Here is a 16,345-nt window from a genome sequence, read left to right as displayed (position 1 = left end):
GCGCCATAAGGAATAACAAACAAATGAATAAAATTCCTTTCGCTATTGGTCAAGCCACCGGTGTTGCCATTATGCCACCCAACGCGGATGCCACATTTACAAATGCGACGGGTGGATCATCCGTTTTTGCCGGTGTGGTTGTTGCCAAACGGGGTAAACCAAACACCGTACAATACGTCACACCGGATACATTGCAAAAAGTGTTAGGTGATCCGATCCATCCTCATGCAGGCCAACACTTTGAACCGTATCGCCATGTTTATCAGGCGTTAAACGGGGGTAATGGCTATATAGTGCGCGTCGAAACGCCGAACATGAGAATTCCGGTCATTGGGGTGGCTCAAGAAAGAGAATATGGCAAAGCGATCCCTTTCGCAAAAAATGTACCTCCCAGTGATGACATAGAACTAAACGATGACTCTTTCTTCGAAATCTATGTTAATGACGGTGATGCGTCCGCCAATCGCACGTTATCCTTGATTAAGGATGAAAACCAAAAAGGGTTCTTTTTTACCCTCACGCTAAAAGAGACAGACAGTTTTGGTAAACAACACACACTAGATACGATTCAGGTATCGCTTCAGCCTGACGCTATTGATGATATGGGGCAACCCGCTTACTTACCTATTGCCCTGGAAAACAACACACATCGTTTACGTGCGGTTATGGGCAGTCGTGTATCGCGTTTTCCAGACTACTATCAGGGCTTCGAAGATCAGCCTTTTGTTGGCGGATCAGACGGTGACATGAGCAAGATCACCAGTGAAGCGTATGCGCAAGCGATCAAGGCGCTCAGTGCTTCAATGGTGAATTACACCGCCATTTTATCATTAGGTTGTTATGACAGCACCGCCCTGTCCCAATTAGCTAAATTAGCTAATGATGTTCGTGTAGACATGTTTTGCGATTTGCCACCAGCGTCTATGCCATCTGACGCGATTAAAACGGCTCAGGAACAGGGATTTGGTAGTTACGCACATATTTGCCGTTACCATCTTCCTTACAGCTGCCGTGATACTTTCTCCGGTGCACAGGTCGTTTATGGCCTATCTGGTGATGCGTTTACCGCTAAAGCCAAAGGTGTTGCGATGGTGTCAGACGTAGGTGGCTATCATCTCTCACCCGCTGGGCAGTCACGCGGCGTATTGCTCCGACAAAACATCAAGCCACGTCCGGCGGCGGCTGACATTGACCGCGAACTCTACGCAGCGAGTGGGATCAATACCGTTGGTTTTGCCTCCGATGGCTCTGTCATGATCGATGACGCACTCACTACGTATGCCAAGAAAAACTACCTCCGATTCCAGCACGTCAATAGCACATTCAATGCGATTGCTCGCCTTGTTTATGACATCGGCAATGCGTTGAAACATGAACCGGATGGCATTACCCGACGTGGCCTAGAAAGGGAAATCCCTAAGCTGCTTGATCGCTTTGTTGCCTCTGAAGCATTGGTGGCACCGCGTAATGCGGCCAATGGCACCGCGCCATACGTTGTTACCGTCACACAGGATGAATTTGATATGTGGCATATCAGATACGAAGCCTGTCCAACCGGTGTATCACGCCGGATCGTAGCTGAACCGGTGTTAATTCCGTAATTAAGTAGGTGAGGAAAAATGAGTATAAGTAAAGGTCTTTTCACACGCGGAGCGCTGCTGACATCTCGTTTGAGGGCATTCGCCACTCCCGTGGGTCAGGTGGCAATGATGGAGTCCAATCAGGCCAAGATCGCTGGCAACGCGGTTCAACCGGCGTCCCCAATGGGGGATAGCAACACATCAGAGGATATGCTGCTGGAAGCTGTATACAAAAAGGCAGAACAAGACTCTCGCGGGATTGCCGCCGCAGCGGTGATTGATTGGGTTCAAAATGGCGAGGGCACTTTCGATTCATTTGATGAATTTGCGCTGGGACTGGCCGATCTTCTTCAAGATAACGATGAAGCACTGACCGATGAGCAAATCGACGACTACAACATGTGGTTAGGGCTCATGGCAGATGCGGCAGTGGCTATGGGCGCAGATCAAAGCGACGTAACAGCCATGATCGACAACGCCGATGATGATGCCGCTGATGCCGTTCTTTCTGCCATTGATGTGTCACCAGACGACGAAGATAACATCATTGCTGAGTTTTCGGTCACCGGTGGCGATGAAGGGGCAATGATGGAAGCCAGCATCAAGGTCGTACGCGGCGGAGTCGTTAAGTTGATCCGCAAACAGCCGCGTCCGCGTCGCCTCAGTGCGGCCCAAAAAAGTGCGTTGAAAAAAGCCCGCATGAAAGCCCAAACCGCGTCGGCCAAGAAAGCGCGTAAAAAATCCAACCTTGTTCGTAAAAAACGGGGTTTGTAACAACGATGCCACCCGCATTTTAGCTGGTGGTATAAGGGGAGTTTCATGATTTGTGGTGCGGTCATGCCGGATGGTATCAGTCCATTTTTAAAGGCTTATATTACTAACGAAGACTCGATGGTTGTCGGCTATATCGGTGACGGTGCGACGGCAACGCTACAATCCCTCTGGGAATCACCTTTCGAGAATGATTCCATTGGTTCGATGGCGGGGATATCGACTATCGCCAATGGCGCACAGGTCATGACAGACAGTACCTCCATCACCCGTATTAACTCATTAATGGTTTGGCAAGGTCAAAAACCACCGCAAATCACCCTGCCTTTGCATTTTATGGCGAAGCAAGACGCTCAGATCGAGGTCCAGTCAGCCATTATGACGTTATTGCAAATGGCCTCGCCTGAGTTGGGAGTGGCAATGCCCGGAGGAAGACGCCCTGAACCCGTGGTGATCGATATAGGACGCCGGTTAAAACTCACTGATGTTGTAATTCAGGAAGTAAACTTCGAACTCGATGCACCTAAAACGGCTGAGGGGTATTACACACATAACACGGTGACACTTTCGCTCTCCGGTATGCAGGTTCAGAACAGATCAGAAATTCCTTACATGTTTATTTGATGGAGTTAATTAATGGCTGGATTCAGTAATAGTAAAGCGAATAAGGCGTTTTTGAAAAAACGTTTTAACCAATCCAAAGCGGCGGGTGAACGACTCATCGGCGCGGATTATTGGATGGTAATCAAAGGCTACGAACACCTCTCTATCCTTATTCGTACTACACAGCTCGGGGAGTTTACCCGGGAAGACGTTGAGGATTATGCGCCTTCCGGTATCAAAATCAACCAGCACGGCGTATTTAGAAATCAGGGCGAATTTCAGTTTCAGTGTGCAGAAACCATTGAAGGCGTTGTGTTGGCCGCAGTCAAAGAATGGGTGTTGGAAAAAGCGTATATCGACATTGATATTTACCTCGCCAGTGAATCGAAAGATGGTGGATCAGGCAATCCCATTCGTTCATATGAAATGGTGAAGTTGTACTGTGACGCCGTTGATCTGGCGTCTGAAGATATTACGGCGGTTGTTCGCCCTTCTATGCGTGCTGTGTACAACTGGCAGGAATAATAAATGACACCGATGCAACTCTTGGATTCTGTTAAAACGCGATTCAGGCCACTCCTTGTTGTGGAAGAAAACACGCTAAAAGGGATGCTGGTTAAGGCACTGACCGAATATCAAGATCGCGCAGGACTCATTAAACGGATTCATTTAGCGAAAGAGGCAGGGACATCCCTGCCCTATCCTGATGATTATCTTGAGTTAGTCCATGTCATTGATAACCGTAGCTCACTCGTTTTTGCCGAGCCTTATGCCGATCAGCTACAGCTTGATTTACTGGGCGGTGAACGCTACCCGTTGACGTTAGTGTATCTCGCCAATATGCGGGATTGTGATTTAGATAATTGGGTTATTCCCCCCAGCCTCTGTGGTGTACTGGAAAACTACCTGGAGTGCCTGATCGATATTCAAAACACAGAACGTAAGCGGCGAGTGTCGGTATCAGGCAAACTTGATGTTAGTCACCTTCCTGATGAAACCACGCTGTATCAACGTAAAATTGATCTGGAAGACAAAATGTCGTCCAACAGAGCCATTATCACCGGTGCCAGCTTAATGCCGTAAGGAGACGACATGGGGATCTTCAGCGGAGTAGGAAAGTCGCTAGGCTACAACAGCCTGTCCAGCTTCGGTAAAGCCGCAAGCAATAATTTTATTGGCAAAGTTCTGGAACGTTCAACCTCCATACTCTCCGGCAACGCGGGCGGTACGAGAAGTCTAAGTGATGAACTTCGCCATGCGAAATCCATCGCCCACTCTGCCCTGCGTATTCGCTACGCGCAAGGCTGGCAATGGGCTATCGAAGCGGACGGACTGAATGGCTTAGATATGTTTGTCAAAGACATTACTTACGATTCCGTCACGATAGAAACAGAGGCTAAACAGATTGGTGCGGTCGTTTTCAACAAACCCACACACCGGGAAGCGGGCACAATCACGATTACCGTTCGTGATTCCGAAGAGGGTGCCATTGCGCATTGGTTTGATGAAAGAGCAGATCGTGTCACCAATGGAGATGGCACCGTCAATCTTCCGTCTCAATACGCGATGGGAATACGCATATATCGTGTGATGCAAAGCGGCGGCATCGAGCTGGAGAGTGAATTTGACGTCTTTCCGATTTCTCGCGGAGAAACTACGCGAGCCCGTGATCAGGTGACAGAATTTCTTTCCTACCCTCTGACCTTCATTAAGATGTCATCCATTGAAACAAGCACGACATCAATCATGGGTAGCGCCCTACGTAATGCAGCGTCTGGGGCGGTTAGCACAAATAATATTATTAAATTTTAAATGGGTTATGTATGCAAATTCCTGATTTCCCCCTGCCCTCTAATCCCAATGTGGAAATTCGGTTCCGAATGTCTGATGTCGCCGATGCCATGTCATATTGTGGCACTGATCCTGATCAGGAAGAAGCCCTGACAACGCGTTATTTGAATGAAATTCAGTGTGGAGAGAATAAGCATGATGCTGCGCTTTGGACGGCCCAAGACCGGCGCACCGCGTTATGGTGGATCTTCTGTAATTCCAGAATCAACACGACATTAACTGTTTCTTATGTGTGCTCCCATTGCCAAAAAGACCATTATTACGACTACGATGCAAGAGAACTGGATATGACAGCGGGCGTGCTTACCGTTGAAGCCTTTGAAACCGTCTCTATTCCCGTAAACGGCCAACCCAAAGACTGGGTATTGAAGCCATTAGATGGTCGGGCAATGGAACACCTCGAAACCGCACGCAATAACCTGCCACCCCAGAATGACCCTTCTTATCGCAAGGAACTGATTAATCTCAGGGTCATGGAATTAACGCACCAGGCTCATTTGCATGAACAACCGGAAGACTTCATGAAAGCCGCCCAAATCCGTTATGAACTCATAAAACAAATGGCACTGGATACGGAGTTTCCACCGTTAGTCGCCAGTATTGAGCTGATGAATCGCCGCCTGGCTCATGGGCTCGCCATGAAAATTGAAAAAGGGGTCGCTAACCTGCTGCTACCAAAACATGTTTGCCCTAATTCAGGTAAGGAGGGTACGGCCAGTCAATACACTCAGCTGTACACCCCATTTCGGAATCACAACTTCTTTCCAGACTTTAGATCTCAATGGATGGCTGGTATTAACAACTAATCTGGCACTTTACGGTAATCAGCCCACCGGTGATATAGACAGGCTACCTGAATGGCGTGCCTTCAAGATGAATGAATCACTAGAAGAAAAGTTCAAGAAAAATACGTGATGGTGATAACTACATGGTCAACACAGCATTAAAGCTACAAGAACAGGAACGCATCATCAATGCGATTGAAAAAGCCAGTGATGCGGAATTATCGGCCCTTGCGGATATCCGAACCGATATCCGCAATCTGTTCAGCAAAAACGGCAAGGTCAATGCGGGTGACGATGGGTTAATTATCAGCCGGCCATCACGCAGCGTATCAAAAAAAAACCCGCCTAATTCTCTTGGCCTAAAACTCATTGCGGCGGAAAAAGCACCACCAGCCAGCGACACGCAAAACTCAAATAGCGAACAAACGGATAATGTTCGTCATCCAAATGCACACCAAACGGTTGGTAAAATAAAACACACGGCAAACGATAATCAAATAAACGATGTTCGCATCACAAATGACAAGCAAATAAACAACGTTCGTTATCCAAATGCACGCCAAACGGTTGGTAAAACAAAACGCACGGCAAACGATAATCAAATAAACGATGTTCGCATCACAAACGACAAGCAAATAAACAACGTTCGTTATCCAAGCGCACACCAAACGGTTGGTAAAACAAAACGCACGGCAAACGATAATCAAATAAACGATGTTTATATCGCAAATGACAAACAAGCAACACACAAAAATAATGGCACTGACAATCCCCCTAACACCGTTTCATTGAAATCCTATTTGGCGAACAAAAAGGCGCTAAATGGAAACCAAAAAGCGCTCGCGTCGGTAGCCGCAAAAAATATCAAAACGGGAAATGATACTGTCCCGGCAACCTCTACACGTCCCAATAGCGGCAACAAAACCGAACAGCCCCGCACAGCTTCAGGGCGTTTTGCGTCAAAAGACAAAAACGAATCACTCAAAACCAATAAAGCACAGCAACAGGAAAAAAAAGACAACGCGAAAATGCAGGCCGGTTTTCTGCGTAAGCTCGGTGGGATAATGGGAGCGTCAGGCAAGACACTGACAGACACAAAGGAGGGGGGCGCAGTAGATGTTATGGGGTCCGCTGGTGGCTCTTTCTGGAAAGCGGGAAAAGAAGCCGCAAATGTCACCTCTAATGCCGTCAATAACGTGGTTTCACTGCATGATTGGGTTAACGGTAAGCGTGAGAAAACTCAGCCGGCAACAAAACAAGCCGCCATAACCCGTCCCTCTATTCCCGCCCCGGCATTAGGTGGTGAAAAACAGACGAAATCAGCCAACGCATTCTCAGCACAAGACCAAAACAACCAAACAAAAGTTATCAAAGAACAGACCAAATTAACGCAAGCCAATGATGAAAAGGTCATTAGCCTGCTTGAAGATCTCGTTGATAAGAATAAAGAGAAGAATGGTGATGGCATTCTGGGGACACTCTTCAGTGCGCTGGCGATCAAAGCCATCGGAAAAAAAATCGGGGGCAAACTCGGGGCGGCAATTCTGTCTGCGCTGGCGCTGGGTAAAATCAAATCGCTGATATCCAAATTCAGATCCGGCGGCACCGATGACAGCGGTATTGATATTGACGTTGACGGGCGCGATAAAAAGAAAACAAAAACAAAAACAAAAACAAAAAACAAAAAAACCATAAAAAACATAGGAAAAGGTGCAGCAAAAACAACAGCTGCTGTGGCGAGTTCAACGGGTACAATACTGGCGGGCAAAGCAATCCTTGACAGTGCCGAAGATAAGATCAGTGAAAATGCAACCCAAAAAACCGCAACAAAAGGGGCGGAAAAAGCGGCAGAGAGCAGTGCGGAAAAAACGACAAAAGCAGGGGCAGGAAAAAGCGCCGCCAAAGCAGCGGGAAAACTCGCAGCCAAAACAGCACTTAAAGCGGTTCCGGTTGTTGGAACAGTTTTAGGCGCAGGTTGGGATGCCTATGACGGTTTTACAGATACCGACGCACAACGTGAAACCTTTGGCCTAAAAGACGGCCAGGAAGCCACAACCCGTCAAAAAACAGAGTATGCCCTGGCAAACGTGGCTGATCTCGGGGGATTAGTGTCTGGCTCTGCCGGATTGTTGGCGGATGGGGCTAAATGGCTGGGCATGGACAGCGCGTCCGACGCATTGACATTTGATGCCGGTGACATTGCTAAGGCATTAGACAATAAAGTGACCGGTGTCCTTAATTTGTTCTCTTCTGATGACCAAAATAAAAAAGATGCACAACAGCTTAAACAAAGCGAATCAGAAAATATTGAGTTGGTTCAGGCTATCACTGAAGGCGCAGACAAAACAACTCAGGCCGTAAACAGTTTAGCCAATCAAATTCCCCTGCTTGGTGCTGAAATGGGACAAGATGGTAAGACAGTGCCTACTGTGTCTCCAACTACACCGCTTCAAAATAATTTTGGTGACGGCTTGAATATTGGGGGTAAAAACGCCAGCAACCGAAATTTCCGCAATAATAATTTTGGTAACTTGGTCTATGTCGGGCAGAAGGGCGCTCGCCTTGAAGATGCCAATGCAAAAGGCGAGCGTACTTTCGCTAAGTTTGATACCCCAGAAGAGGGCATGAGGGCGCTTGCCAATCAAATTACGGCATATGCTAACGGAACGTCAAAAGCGGTCGGTTATCAAAAACTCAATACCGTTGAATCCATCATTACTAAATATGCGCCCAAAAATGAAAATAACACCGAAGCGTATATAGACAATTTATCAAACGCGTTAGATGTTAAAGCCGATCAGCAACTGGATCTATCAAACCCTGAAGTCATGACAAAGATGATCAGGGCTATTTCCACCATTGAAGGGGGAAACCCCCAAGTAACCGATGAATTTATCAAAAATGCAATCGGTACTCGTGACGAATCAGCCAATTCATGGGTCGGTAAGTTTAGCCCAGAAACATTGGCCCATGTGAACAAAGCACGAGCAGAAAATGGGCTGACAGCCATTCATTCAGGTGAACAATTTAGTGCGCCTGAAACCATAGGCACAACGGCTCAGGCGAAAGGAAACATGGCGTCTGTCGCATCACTGGCGACGACAGCACCTGAATCAAAAACAAAATACCAAGAGCACCAAGAGCACCAAGAGCACCAAGAAGCCAAAGATGTTAAAACGTCGGATGATAAAAAAACAGGCTATTGGGACAGTATCAAGGATGCGCGTAATATCGCGGATGAAAAGATCACTAACGTGTTAGAAGGCAATAATGTTGCCGGTATTCGCCTGAATAGACCGGATGCAGGGTTAACACTCCCAGCGAATGCCAGTGCGAAAAATCTGCCTGCCGGATTACGAACGGCCATGCTGCCCGCCGATCAGATTGCCCTGGCACATAAAACGAAACGTGTCGAAAATCGGGCTTACAACCCGCTAGAACAAACACAAAGTTACAGAGAAAATATCCCCGTATCTGCCATAACATCGGCTAACAAGGGCAGTATTTCAGTTGCCCTGGCAAAGAATGTAAATGAGCCGTTACCAGAACCTAAACCGGCTTCTGGCAGTTTTTCACAAACGTTAGCGGATATTGTCTTGCCTAGCATGGCCGATACCGCTAAGAGCATGACACAAGGTTTTTCCAGCAGTGGAATGCTTGACGATATGCTAGGCACACTTGGATTGGATAACAGCCAAACTAGCGCATTTTCTCCCCTCACGGGCTTTATATCCCAACAAATTGATAGCGGTGTGCATGGAATGGTAGATACCGTTGCCAATACGGTCCGTCAACCGGTCAGCATGACCATGCCCAGTCGTCTGCCCACCGTGACGGATCTCGCTGCCAGTGGGGTAAAAACGCCGGTCACACGCGATAAATCGTCCAGCAATACAGATAGCGCCATGCTTACCCAGTTGCAAAAAATATCGGCGTCTATCGAAAAACTGATCGGCGTTCAAAAAGAAGCAAATAACAATGGAAAAGACCCCAATACAACCGAGAATTCCGCGCAACCAGCACCGAGAAGCGATATTCCGCTGGGTGCCGCAAACGACGCACTATCCGAAATGCTCAGAGACAGGAATCACTAGGAATGAATGAGATTGACTGCTTACTACGTATCGATGCTGGTGGCTTAACCCTCAAGTCAGGAGAAAGCGAAGCCTTGCCAGCACGGTTAGAGGAATGGTTACGTACTCCCATTGGGAGTATTTATGGCTTACCTGAGTGGGGCAATCCTTTAGTGGAATTCAAACATGAGCCAACCAACCAGCTTGTGGCCGTCTTCATTGAGAATCGTTTGATCTCCAAATTACGGACTGATGTTCCCGAAATCAGCCTGTCTGGGATACGCTGCGCACCCGCTAACGATGCCATAGATATGTATGTAATCACATTCCAAATACAAACCGGTACAGTCACGATTGGGCTGCAAAAGGGGAATTAATGACTATTCAGGATTTACTCGACAAATTTAATGAAACACTTCAGCAGAATAGCTGGTGGGCGCGTTTCACGAACAGCCAGTTCGTCAAAATGATGGTAATTTTTGGCGCACAAGTTATTTATTATGCGCAAACCTTTGCTGAACGCGCCTTAGCGGAGGGATTTATTTCAACAGCGACCAAACGTTCATCCATCTTGGCCGCCGCTGAAGATAAGGGCTATGTAGGCCGATTAATTACCCCCAGCAGTGGGTTAGCGTCCGTGCGAAATAAGACATCCAACCGCATTCAGTTACCGGCGTTTTCGACTTACTTATCCGATCATCAGTATCCATACATGATCATGGATGTGTTAGATATCCCCGCTGGCGAAACGATTACAGATATCAATATTAAACAGATGGAGATTGTTAAAGTCACAAAAAACGTCCAGCTGGAAGAAGATTTTACGTCTGTCATTCTGCCTAAAAATCTGACCGCTGAATGCGTGAAGATTGACGTCTACGTCACCATTGATGGTGTCGAAGCATTATGGGAAGAAAACCCGCAATTCCGCCTCGCAACAGGGACAAGTCAAAACTACGTCCTGTTTTATAAACCAACAGAACAATTAGGCATTCGCTTTGGCGATGGGTCTATCGGGAAAAAACCCCCAGAGGGCAGTATCATCGATATTCACGTTTGGTGCAGTGCCGGGGATATCACGTTGGTAGAAGGACAAAAGTTGATACCGTCGAATTCATTTTCTGCCTACACCAATAATTTAGAAATTATCACCACAACCCCTATCACCAACGGTGCAGGGAGTGAAACAACGGAAGAAATCCGAAACCGCGCTCAATACTACATTGCCTATGACGATCAGGTGGTTTGGGGTGGGGACTACAAATTTTATTTGAAGTCAAAAATTGTCGGCACGTCATGGCTTAACATCTGGGGAGAGCAGCAACAGGAAAAATCCACCGGCATTAAGGATCTGAATAATATTAACGCGATTTTCATTTGTGGCCATAAGCCCCAATCAACGCAGGGATCATTGAAAAAAGAAATTTTAGATGCCCTAGAATCCATTCCCAATGCGCTGAACAAAAAGTTCGTTTATGTCGAATCTAACGAACTGCCCTTCACGATAAAGCTCACAGGGGTTGCTATCAAAAGCGTCATTATTTCAGATGCAAAAACCAAAATCCGTGATCAGTTAAATACCCAGTTCGGGCGCGATGCCACCAGCTTTGATTCAAACAGCGCCGGTGATTTTGAACAGATCCGGGTCAATAACCTGTGGGCTTGTGTTGAATCGTTGGATGTACTGGCTGAATTCAACATTGAGGTTATTGGTATGACGGAGGCAAAACAGCTGAATGATTTTATCTATCTCGATACTGAGAATTCAGTGTTCGAAATCGCTTATTAAGGCCAGACATGATTAAGGATTGGTTAAAGAACAGGCTTACACCAGAAAAGCAAAAATCAAAACTGTGGTGTGAGTTTACAGACAGCTTACAAGCCGTTTTAGAAAAAACGGTAGAGCCATTGTTGGAGCGCCTTTCCAATAGGAAGTCGATCTTTACAATGCACCCTGAAGACCTGGATAAGCGCATCGCAGAGCTGGGGAAATTTTTCATCATTCGGACGGAAAACGAGAAAAGCAAACCAATTTTGCTCTCTCAGCGTCTTGATGAGATCCATTTTAAGGGCACGGAAAGGCCCATTTCCTCCACCTTTTGGCGGGAATTTAACAACCTGCCGGCCAAATGGACGCCTTTATGGGCCCCTCTGGATCAAGAGCACTTTCCCTATGGGACAGTGTTTCTTCCGCAGGAGCTGGTAGAAACCGCCAAATCACGCTATGGCGAGTTTTTTCTGACCTCGCGGGGGGTAATCCAATTGTCACTCAACACGCTGTATGAACAATATGGCTACAAAGAGCAGGCAAAGCTGTTCAGAAGATTAACGGAACAATTTGATCAGGTTATTGCGCCTCTTATTCCATTGGAAATCGTGTATAACGGCTTTCATTTTTTTTTCTACTTCACCATCACGGAAGAAGCGGAATTACTGATCCTCAAACAGCTCCGCATATTCATCGATGCGCAATTTAAACTTCAGGATGTCACCAACACATTATCGGGATATACCCGCCAGTTAAGACTGCCAAATCAGACCATCAGCGCCATTATCCGCCCGCTGAAACAGCGCATACATCGCTTTGATGAAATGCCCCTTGATGCGTGGGCGTTAGATTTACACCAAACGCCCCCTATTATTCCCGTCCCTTTTGGCACGCAAAATGATCCACGGCTGATCCTCATTGATAACAAAATATGGATATCCACTGAAGGCCATTATGGGTGTCTTGTGTCACTGAAAGGGGCAGGGATAAAACGCTATTCATTTCCATCATGGGCGAAAAAGGCGTGTTTACCTATTCCCGCTGAACAGATCGCACAGGTAGAAAAAATAATCTACTGTGTCATGCCAGAATTTCTTCTTTATGAATCCCAGCTTGCGGAACACAACGATGCCGTTCGCCTGAAGCAAACAGCAGAACAGGTGCGTATCAGCGCCATACCAGAAAAGCTCGACACAGTTGAAAGCATACGCTTTAACACCCAGCTCTCACCCAATATTCAGCTGAAAGATGACAGCGATATCACTCGCCTGCAACACATGGCTGAACAGATACGTGTCAGCGCCATACCGGAAAAAAGTGAGACGATCGAAAGTATATGGTTTAACACGGGGCTCTCATCCACCATCGCACCTGTCGAATTCAACACCTTCACCCGCCTGAATATGACGGAAATACGCCTTTTCTACGCGGTACAGCTACATAATAAGCGGGATACCGTTCGCCTTGAACGGACAACCGAACAAGTGCGTATCAGCGCCATACCGGAAAAGAGTGACACGGTTGAAAGAATGCGATTCAACACCGAACTGTCGTCCAAGATAGCGCCGGTCGAATTCCAGACACTCACCCGCCTGAACATGGCGGAAACGCGTCTGTTTTACATCGCTCAACTGCATGATCGCAGTGACATCATCCGTTTTAAACACTCGACTAAGCAAGTCCGCGTCAGTACAGTACCGGAAAAACGCGACACGGTTAACAAGATGCAAGTGGGTGCCGAACTTTCATCCAACATGGCACCTGTCGAATTCAACGCCCAAACTACCCATTTGAAAATGAAAATGGACGAAGTGCCATTAGACATGTGGGCGCTTGATGTCAACGTCCTCGCGCCGCCTGTCTTTATGGGTGATCCCCGTCTTAGGGAAGTATCCGGCCGGGTCATCCTTGAAACAACAGGACAGCGAGGCTGTTTGGTCAGTTACTCAGACGGTAAAATGAGCAGTTATGAGTTCCCGATGGGAACCACTGAAGTGCAGCTGCCAAGCGATGGTTTACATTCATTTAACGATATAGTGAAGATCGTCTTTATCTAGTCAACGCTAGACCAAATAAACCCCACAAGAAGGACTTTTGAGATGAAACTAACTGAATTACAACAGCAAATTCACCAGCAAAATGTTGATGCGGATTGGTGTGACAATCCAAGAGAACGAGGCACGTTACTTTGTTTAATTCACTCAGAAATCAGCGAGGCAATGGAGGGAGAGCGTAAAAATTTGATGGACGACCATTTGCCTCATCGTCCTATGTCTGAGGTCGAATTGGCTGATGCAGTGATTCGAATTTTAGATTATGCAGAGGCATTTGGTTATGACATCGAGAGCGCGATTGCTGAAAAGTTAGCATACAACAGACACCGGGCAGACCATAAACGAGAGAATCGCACCAAGACTGGCGGTAAGGCATTTTAATGAAAATCAAAACAAGCGAACTGACGGGACGGGCGTTGGACTGGGCTGTGGCTAGGGCTGTTGGTATGGATATTTATATGGTAAATCACCATGATAATGAGTACAAATGGATTGGTAATGGTAGAGTTAGACAGGCAGCATTTGAAAAACCGATTATCACGGTTGGATTGTGTAATGACGTGCATATTGAATTCGAAGCTGAATCAAAACCGTATTCACCATCAACCGATTGGGCGCGGTGCGGGCCGTTGATTGAGAAGCACCATGTTGAATTAAACTTCAATTCAGTCAGTGAAGAGTGGTCGGCATACATATTTAATTTCGAAGAGCTTGAAAGTGTAATTGAAGATGGTGACACACCACAAATTGCCATCTGTCGTGCTGTCGTCGCTGCACAGTTAGGCGACGAGGTAGAGATACCGGATGAACTGATGGAGGGAGAAAGTTAAAAAACTGCGGGGATTAATTGACAGTTATTCAGGCATGGAACCAGAGGGCAAATAACGATGACCAGAGCAGCGATTGAGCGACTGAACAATTCAGCAGGCCATAATTATCAGTGGTCAGAAATGTGTCGGGTTCACCTCTGTAAAGGGTGTGGTACAGCAGAGCACCGCAGCGGCTGGTATTGGTGGGCTGGTTATAAATCAAAAGTTGAGCCGCCGTGTTACCAACGATGCTCTGAGGATGAACTACTGAAATGGCAAGAAAAGGCTATTTTCGAAGGGATATAACGGAGGTTAGATGGATAATTTTTGCCTGCATGAATCGAATAAAAAACTATTTTACGAAAATCTAAAACAACTACTCGACACTCACCAAAAACTCAGTATCTCAGTCAAACCCTACAGAAAAAAACGCTCACTATCTATCTCAGAATGCCCTATGGGTTTATTGAGAAATTATAGTTCCAATATACTGCCGTAAAATACACAGAATGAGGTTGTTTTATGGCAGATGCTCTCGCCTCCGTATCAAACGGAAAGCTCTACAAAGGTCAATTACTGAACTATTACTACAGCCGCCGTGCTGAATCTGCAATCGGTGTTAACGGCCAATTTTTAATTACCAAAGGCTGGTTTGGTACTTCCTCGCTGGTCACCGCCAACCCGACCGGTGGTTGGGATATTGCCAATATTCCCTTGGATTTTGCAAATAAAGATCTTCTGAAGAAATTCGCTGAATGTTCGCTTATCTGTACCGTATCCGGTAGCACCATCTCAATCAATGCGACATTGCCTGAAGCCGATCTTCCTGAAGATAAAGCCTTTGATTTCAACACACTGGCACTGGTGGATAACAAAGGCAATATTTTCGGTGTGTTGTGCTGTCAGCAAGACACGCTGCATAAGGGCAAATTATTTACCGCATTAATGACAATCGAGCAGAAGGTAGCCTAATGTCTCAGGTAATCAATGAAGCCGTCGTGCTTTCCAGTGAAAGCGGCTCCCTGCCACTGTTGGCCGATGTACAATATTTGGAGCCATACACATCAAGCGCCTTAAATCGTAAGCTGAAAGGGATCTTACGGGCAGGTATTTATGCCGGATTTCACCCCAAAGCGGGTGCTGGACTGTCAGTGATGATCACCTCCGCCTCAGAGAAAGACGGGCAGGGCGCAGCATCAATCAACGTCGGTAAAAGTCAGATTTCCATTCAACAGGTGAAAGATGTCATTGTTCCGGTTCCGGCCAGTAAAACCAGCATCATTGCGCTGGAGGCCAATTTTGAATTTGGCAAAGTCACCAACCAAGTAGATTCATCCTCCACGCTTAACGCGGCTCATATCGTCGTGGTAGACGTTTCTCAGGGTATATCAGGCAATCAGTTAGAGTTATGCCGTGTTAACGTCCCTATGGACGCTAAGGCTGTGACACATGCCATGATTGATACCTCACATCGTGTGGCGCAAACTGTTGGTATCACATTAAGCGAAAAGATCGACAGTGATGATGAAGGGATTGCCGCCAATCCCAAAGCCGTCAATATTCTCAGGAAAACATTGCTTGGTGATGCCCCTAATGGCTTAAACACCTTCGGCCAGCTGGCAAAATCGCTTGGCGGAAATAAAAACTTTGCTGAAACGACGAACAATGCGTTATCGGGGAAGATGTCAAAACAGGAAGTAGCTTTTCTTGATGACACGGGCAAATTTCAACATTGCTTATCGAGCGGTTTTTACAAGGTGGGAATTAAGAATATCGCGGCGGTTGCCGATGCACCGGCAGGGTTTTACGGTTACGGTATTCTGGAAGTACACAATAGCAATGGCGTCATTGCCCAGCGTTACACTGCCCATAATGGACAAGTCGCAGTACGACAATCCTGGGACAACGGGGCTAAATGGATCGGATGGACTGCGATCTATTCATCCACCACCAAACCCAATGCCGCCGATGTCGGGGCCTACGGCAAGGGCGAGACGTACAGCAGGGCCGAGACAGACAAACAGGTCAATGATGCCAAAACTGCCGCCGCC

Annotated in this window: 15 protein-coding genes and 1 pseudogene; all 16 read left to right on the top strand. The window is 46.8% G+C overall.

The window, feature by feature from the left end; genetic code table 11:
* Positions 1–23: 23 nt before the first annotated feature.
* Positions 24–1,601 (top strand): hypothetical protein, encoded by a 1,578-nt coding sequence (locus tag AB204_RS02155; RefSeq protein ID WP_047961732.1) that lies wholly within the window; start codon positions 24–26, stop codon positions 1,599–1,601.
* 105 nt (positions 1,602–1,706) lie between these two features.
* The gene (locus AB204_RS02150; protein ID WP_152671482.1) at positions 1,707–2,354 is read left to right on the top strand and encodes a hypothetical protein; all 648 of its coding nucleotides are present in this window, start codon (positions 1,707–1,709) and stop codon (positions 2,352–2,354) included.
* 45 nt (positions 2,355–2,399) lie between these two features.
* Entirely contained in the window at positions 2,400–2,975 is a 576-nt protein-coding gene (locus tag AB204_RS02145; protein ID WP_084728505.1) for a hypothetical protein, read from the top strand.
* A gap of 12 nt (positions 2,976–2,987) precedes the next feature.
* Positions 2,988–3,479: a baseplate protein gene (locus AB204_RS02140; protein WP_047961731.1), complete on the top strand. Its 492-nt coding sequence runs from the start codon at positions 2,988–2,990 to the stop codon at positions 3,477–3,479.
* A 3-nt stretch (positions 3,480–3,482) separates the two neighbouring features.
* Positions 3,483–4,037, top strand: a complete 555-nt coding sequence (locus tag AB204_RS02135) for a hypothetical protein (protein ID WP_047961730.1) — start codon at positions 3,483–3,485, stop codon at positions 4,035–4,037.
* A 9-nt stretch (positions 4,038–4,046) separates the two neighbouring features.
* The gene (locus AB204_RS02130; RefSeq protein ID WP_053067811.1) at positions 4,047–4,766 is read left to right on the top strand and encodes a hypothetical protein; all 720 of its coding nucleotides are present in this window, start codon (positions 4,047–4,049) and stop codon (positions 4,764–4,766) included.
* An 11-nt stretch (positions 4,767–4,777) separates the two neighbouring features.
* Entirely contained in the window at positions 4,778–5,611 is an 834-nt protein-coding gene (locus AB204_RS02125; protein ID WP_047961729.1) for a hypothetical protein, read from the top strand.
* A gap of 122 nt (positions 5,612–5,733) precedes the next feature.
* Positions 5,734–9,684, top strand: a complete 3,951-nt coding sequence (locus AB204_RS20735) for a hypothetical protein (RefSeq protein ID WP_053067810.1) — start codon at positions 5,734–5,736, stop codon at positions 9,682–9,684.
* Positions 9,685–9,686: 2 nt separating this feature from the next.
* The gene (locus tag AB204_RS02115; protein ID WP_047961728.1) at positions 9,687–10,040 is read left to right on the top strand and encodes a hypothetical protein; all 354 of its coding nucleotides are present in this window, start codon (positions 9,687–9,689) and stop codon (positions 10,038–10,040) included.
* On the top strand, positions 10,040–11,452 hold the full coding sequence (locus AB204_RS02110) for a baseplate J/gp47 family protein (protein ID WP_047961727.1): 1,413 nt from the start codon (positions 10,040–10,042) through the stop codon (positions 11,450–11,452). The genes AB204_RS02115 and AB204_RS02110 overlap by 1 nt, the downstream gene beginning before the upstream one ends.
* 8 nt (positions 11,453–11,460) lie before the next feature.
* A complete protein-coding gene (locus tag AB204_RS20730) occupies positions 11,461–13,488 on the top strand; it encodes a hypothetical protein (RefSeq protein WP_152671481.1) in 2,028 nt (675 codons plus the stop codon).
* A gap of 42 nt (positions 13,489–13,530) precedes the next feature.
* Positions 13,531–13,866: a nucleoside triphosphate pyrophosphohydrolase family protein gene (locus AB204_RS02100; RefSeq protein ID WP_047961726.1), complete on the top strand. Its 336-nt coding sequence runs from the start codon at positions 13,531–13,533 to the stop codon at positions 13,864–13,866.
* Positions 13,866–14,315, top strand: a complete 450-nt coding sequence (locus AB204_RS02095; RefSeq protein ID WP_047961725.1) for a phage protein NinX family protein — start codon at positions 13,866–13,868, stop codon at positions 14,313–14,315. The genes AB204_RS02100 and AB204_RS02095 overlap by 1 nt, the downstream gene beginning before the upstream one ends.
* A 57-nt stretch (positions 14,316–14,372) precedes the next feature.
* A complete protein-coding gene (locus AB204_RS22980) occupies positions 14,373–14,600 on the top strand; it encodes a hypothetical protein (RefSeq protein WP_047961724.1) in 228 nt (75 codons plus the stop codon).
* Between the two features lie 216 nt (positions 14,601–14,816).
* Positions 14,817–15,266: a hypothetical protein gene (locus AB204_RS22975; protein ID WP_047961723.1), complete on the top strand. Its 450-nt coding sequence runs from the start codon at positions 14,817–14,819 to the stop codon at positions 15,264–15,266.
* Positions 15,266–16,345, top strand: a pseudogene (locus AB204_RS20725) (hypothetical protein); the annotation flags it as partial. The gene AB204_RS22975 and the pseudogene AB204_RS20725, both read left to right, overlap by 1 nt.

The sequence above is a fragment of the Xenorhabdus khoisanae genome, assembly GCF_001037465.1.
GTDB classification, from domain to species: domain Bacteria; phylum Pseudomonadota; class Gammaproteobacteria; order Enterobacterales; family Enterobacteriaceae; genus Xenorhabdus; species Xenorhabdus khoisanae.
The sequence above is the reverse complement of the archived record's forward strand: the minus strand, read 5'-3'. Positions and strand labels throughout refer to the sequence as shown.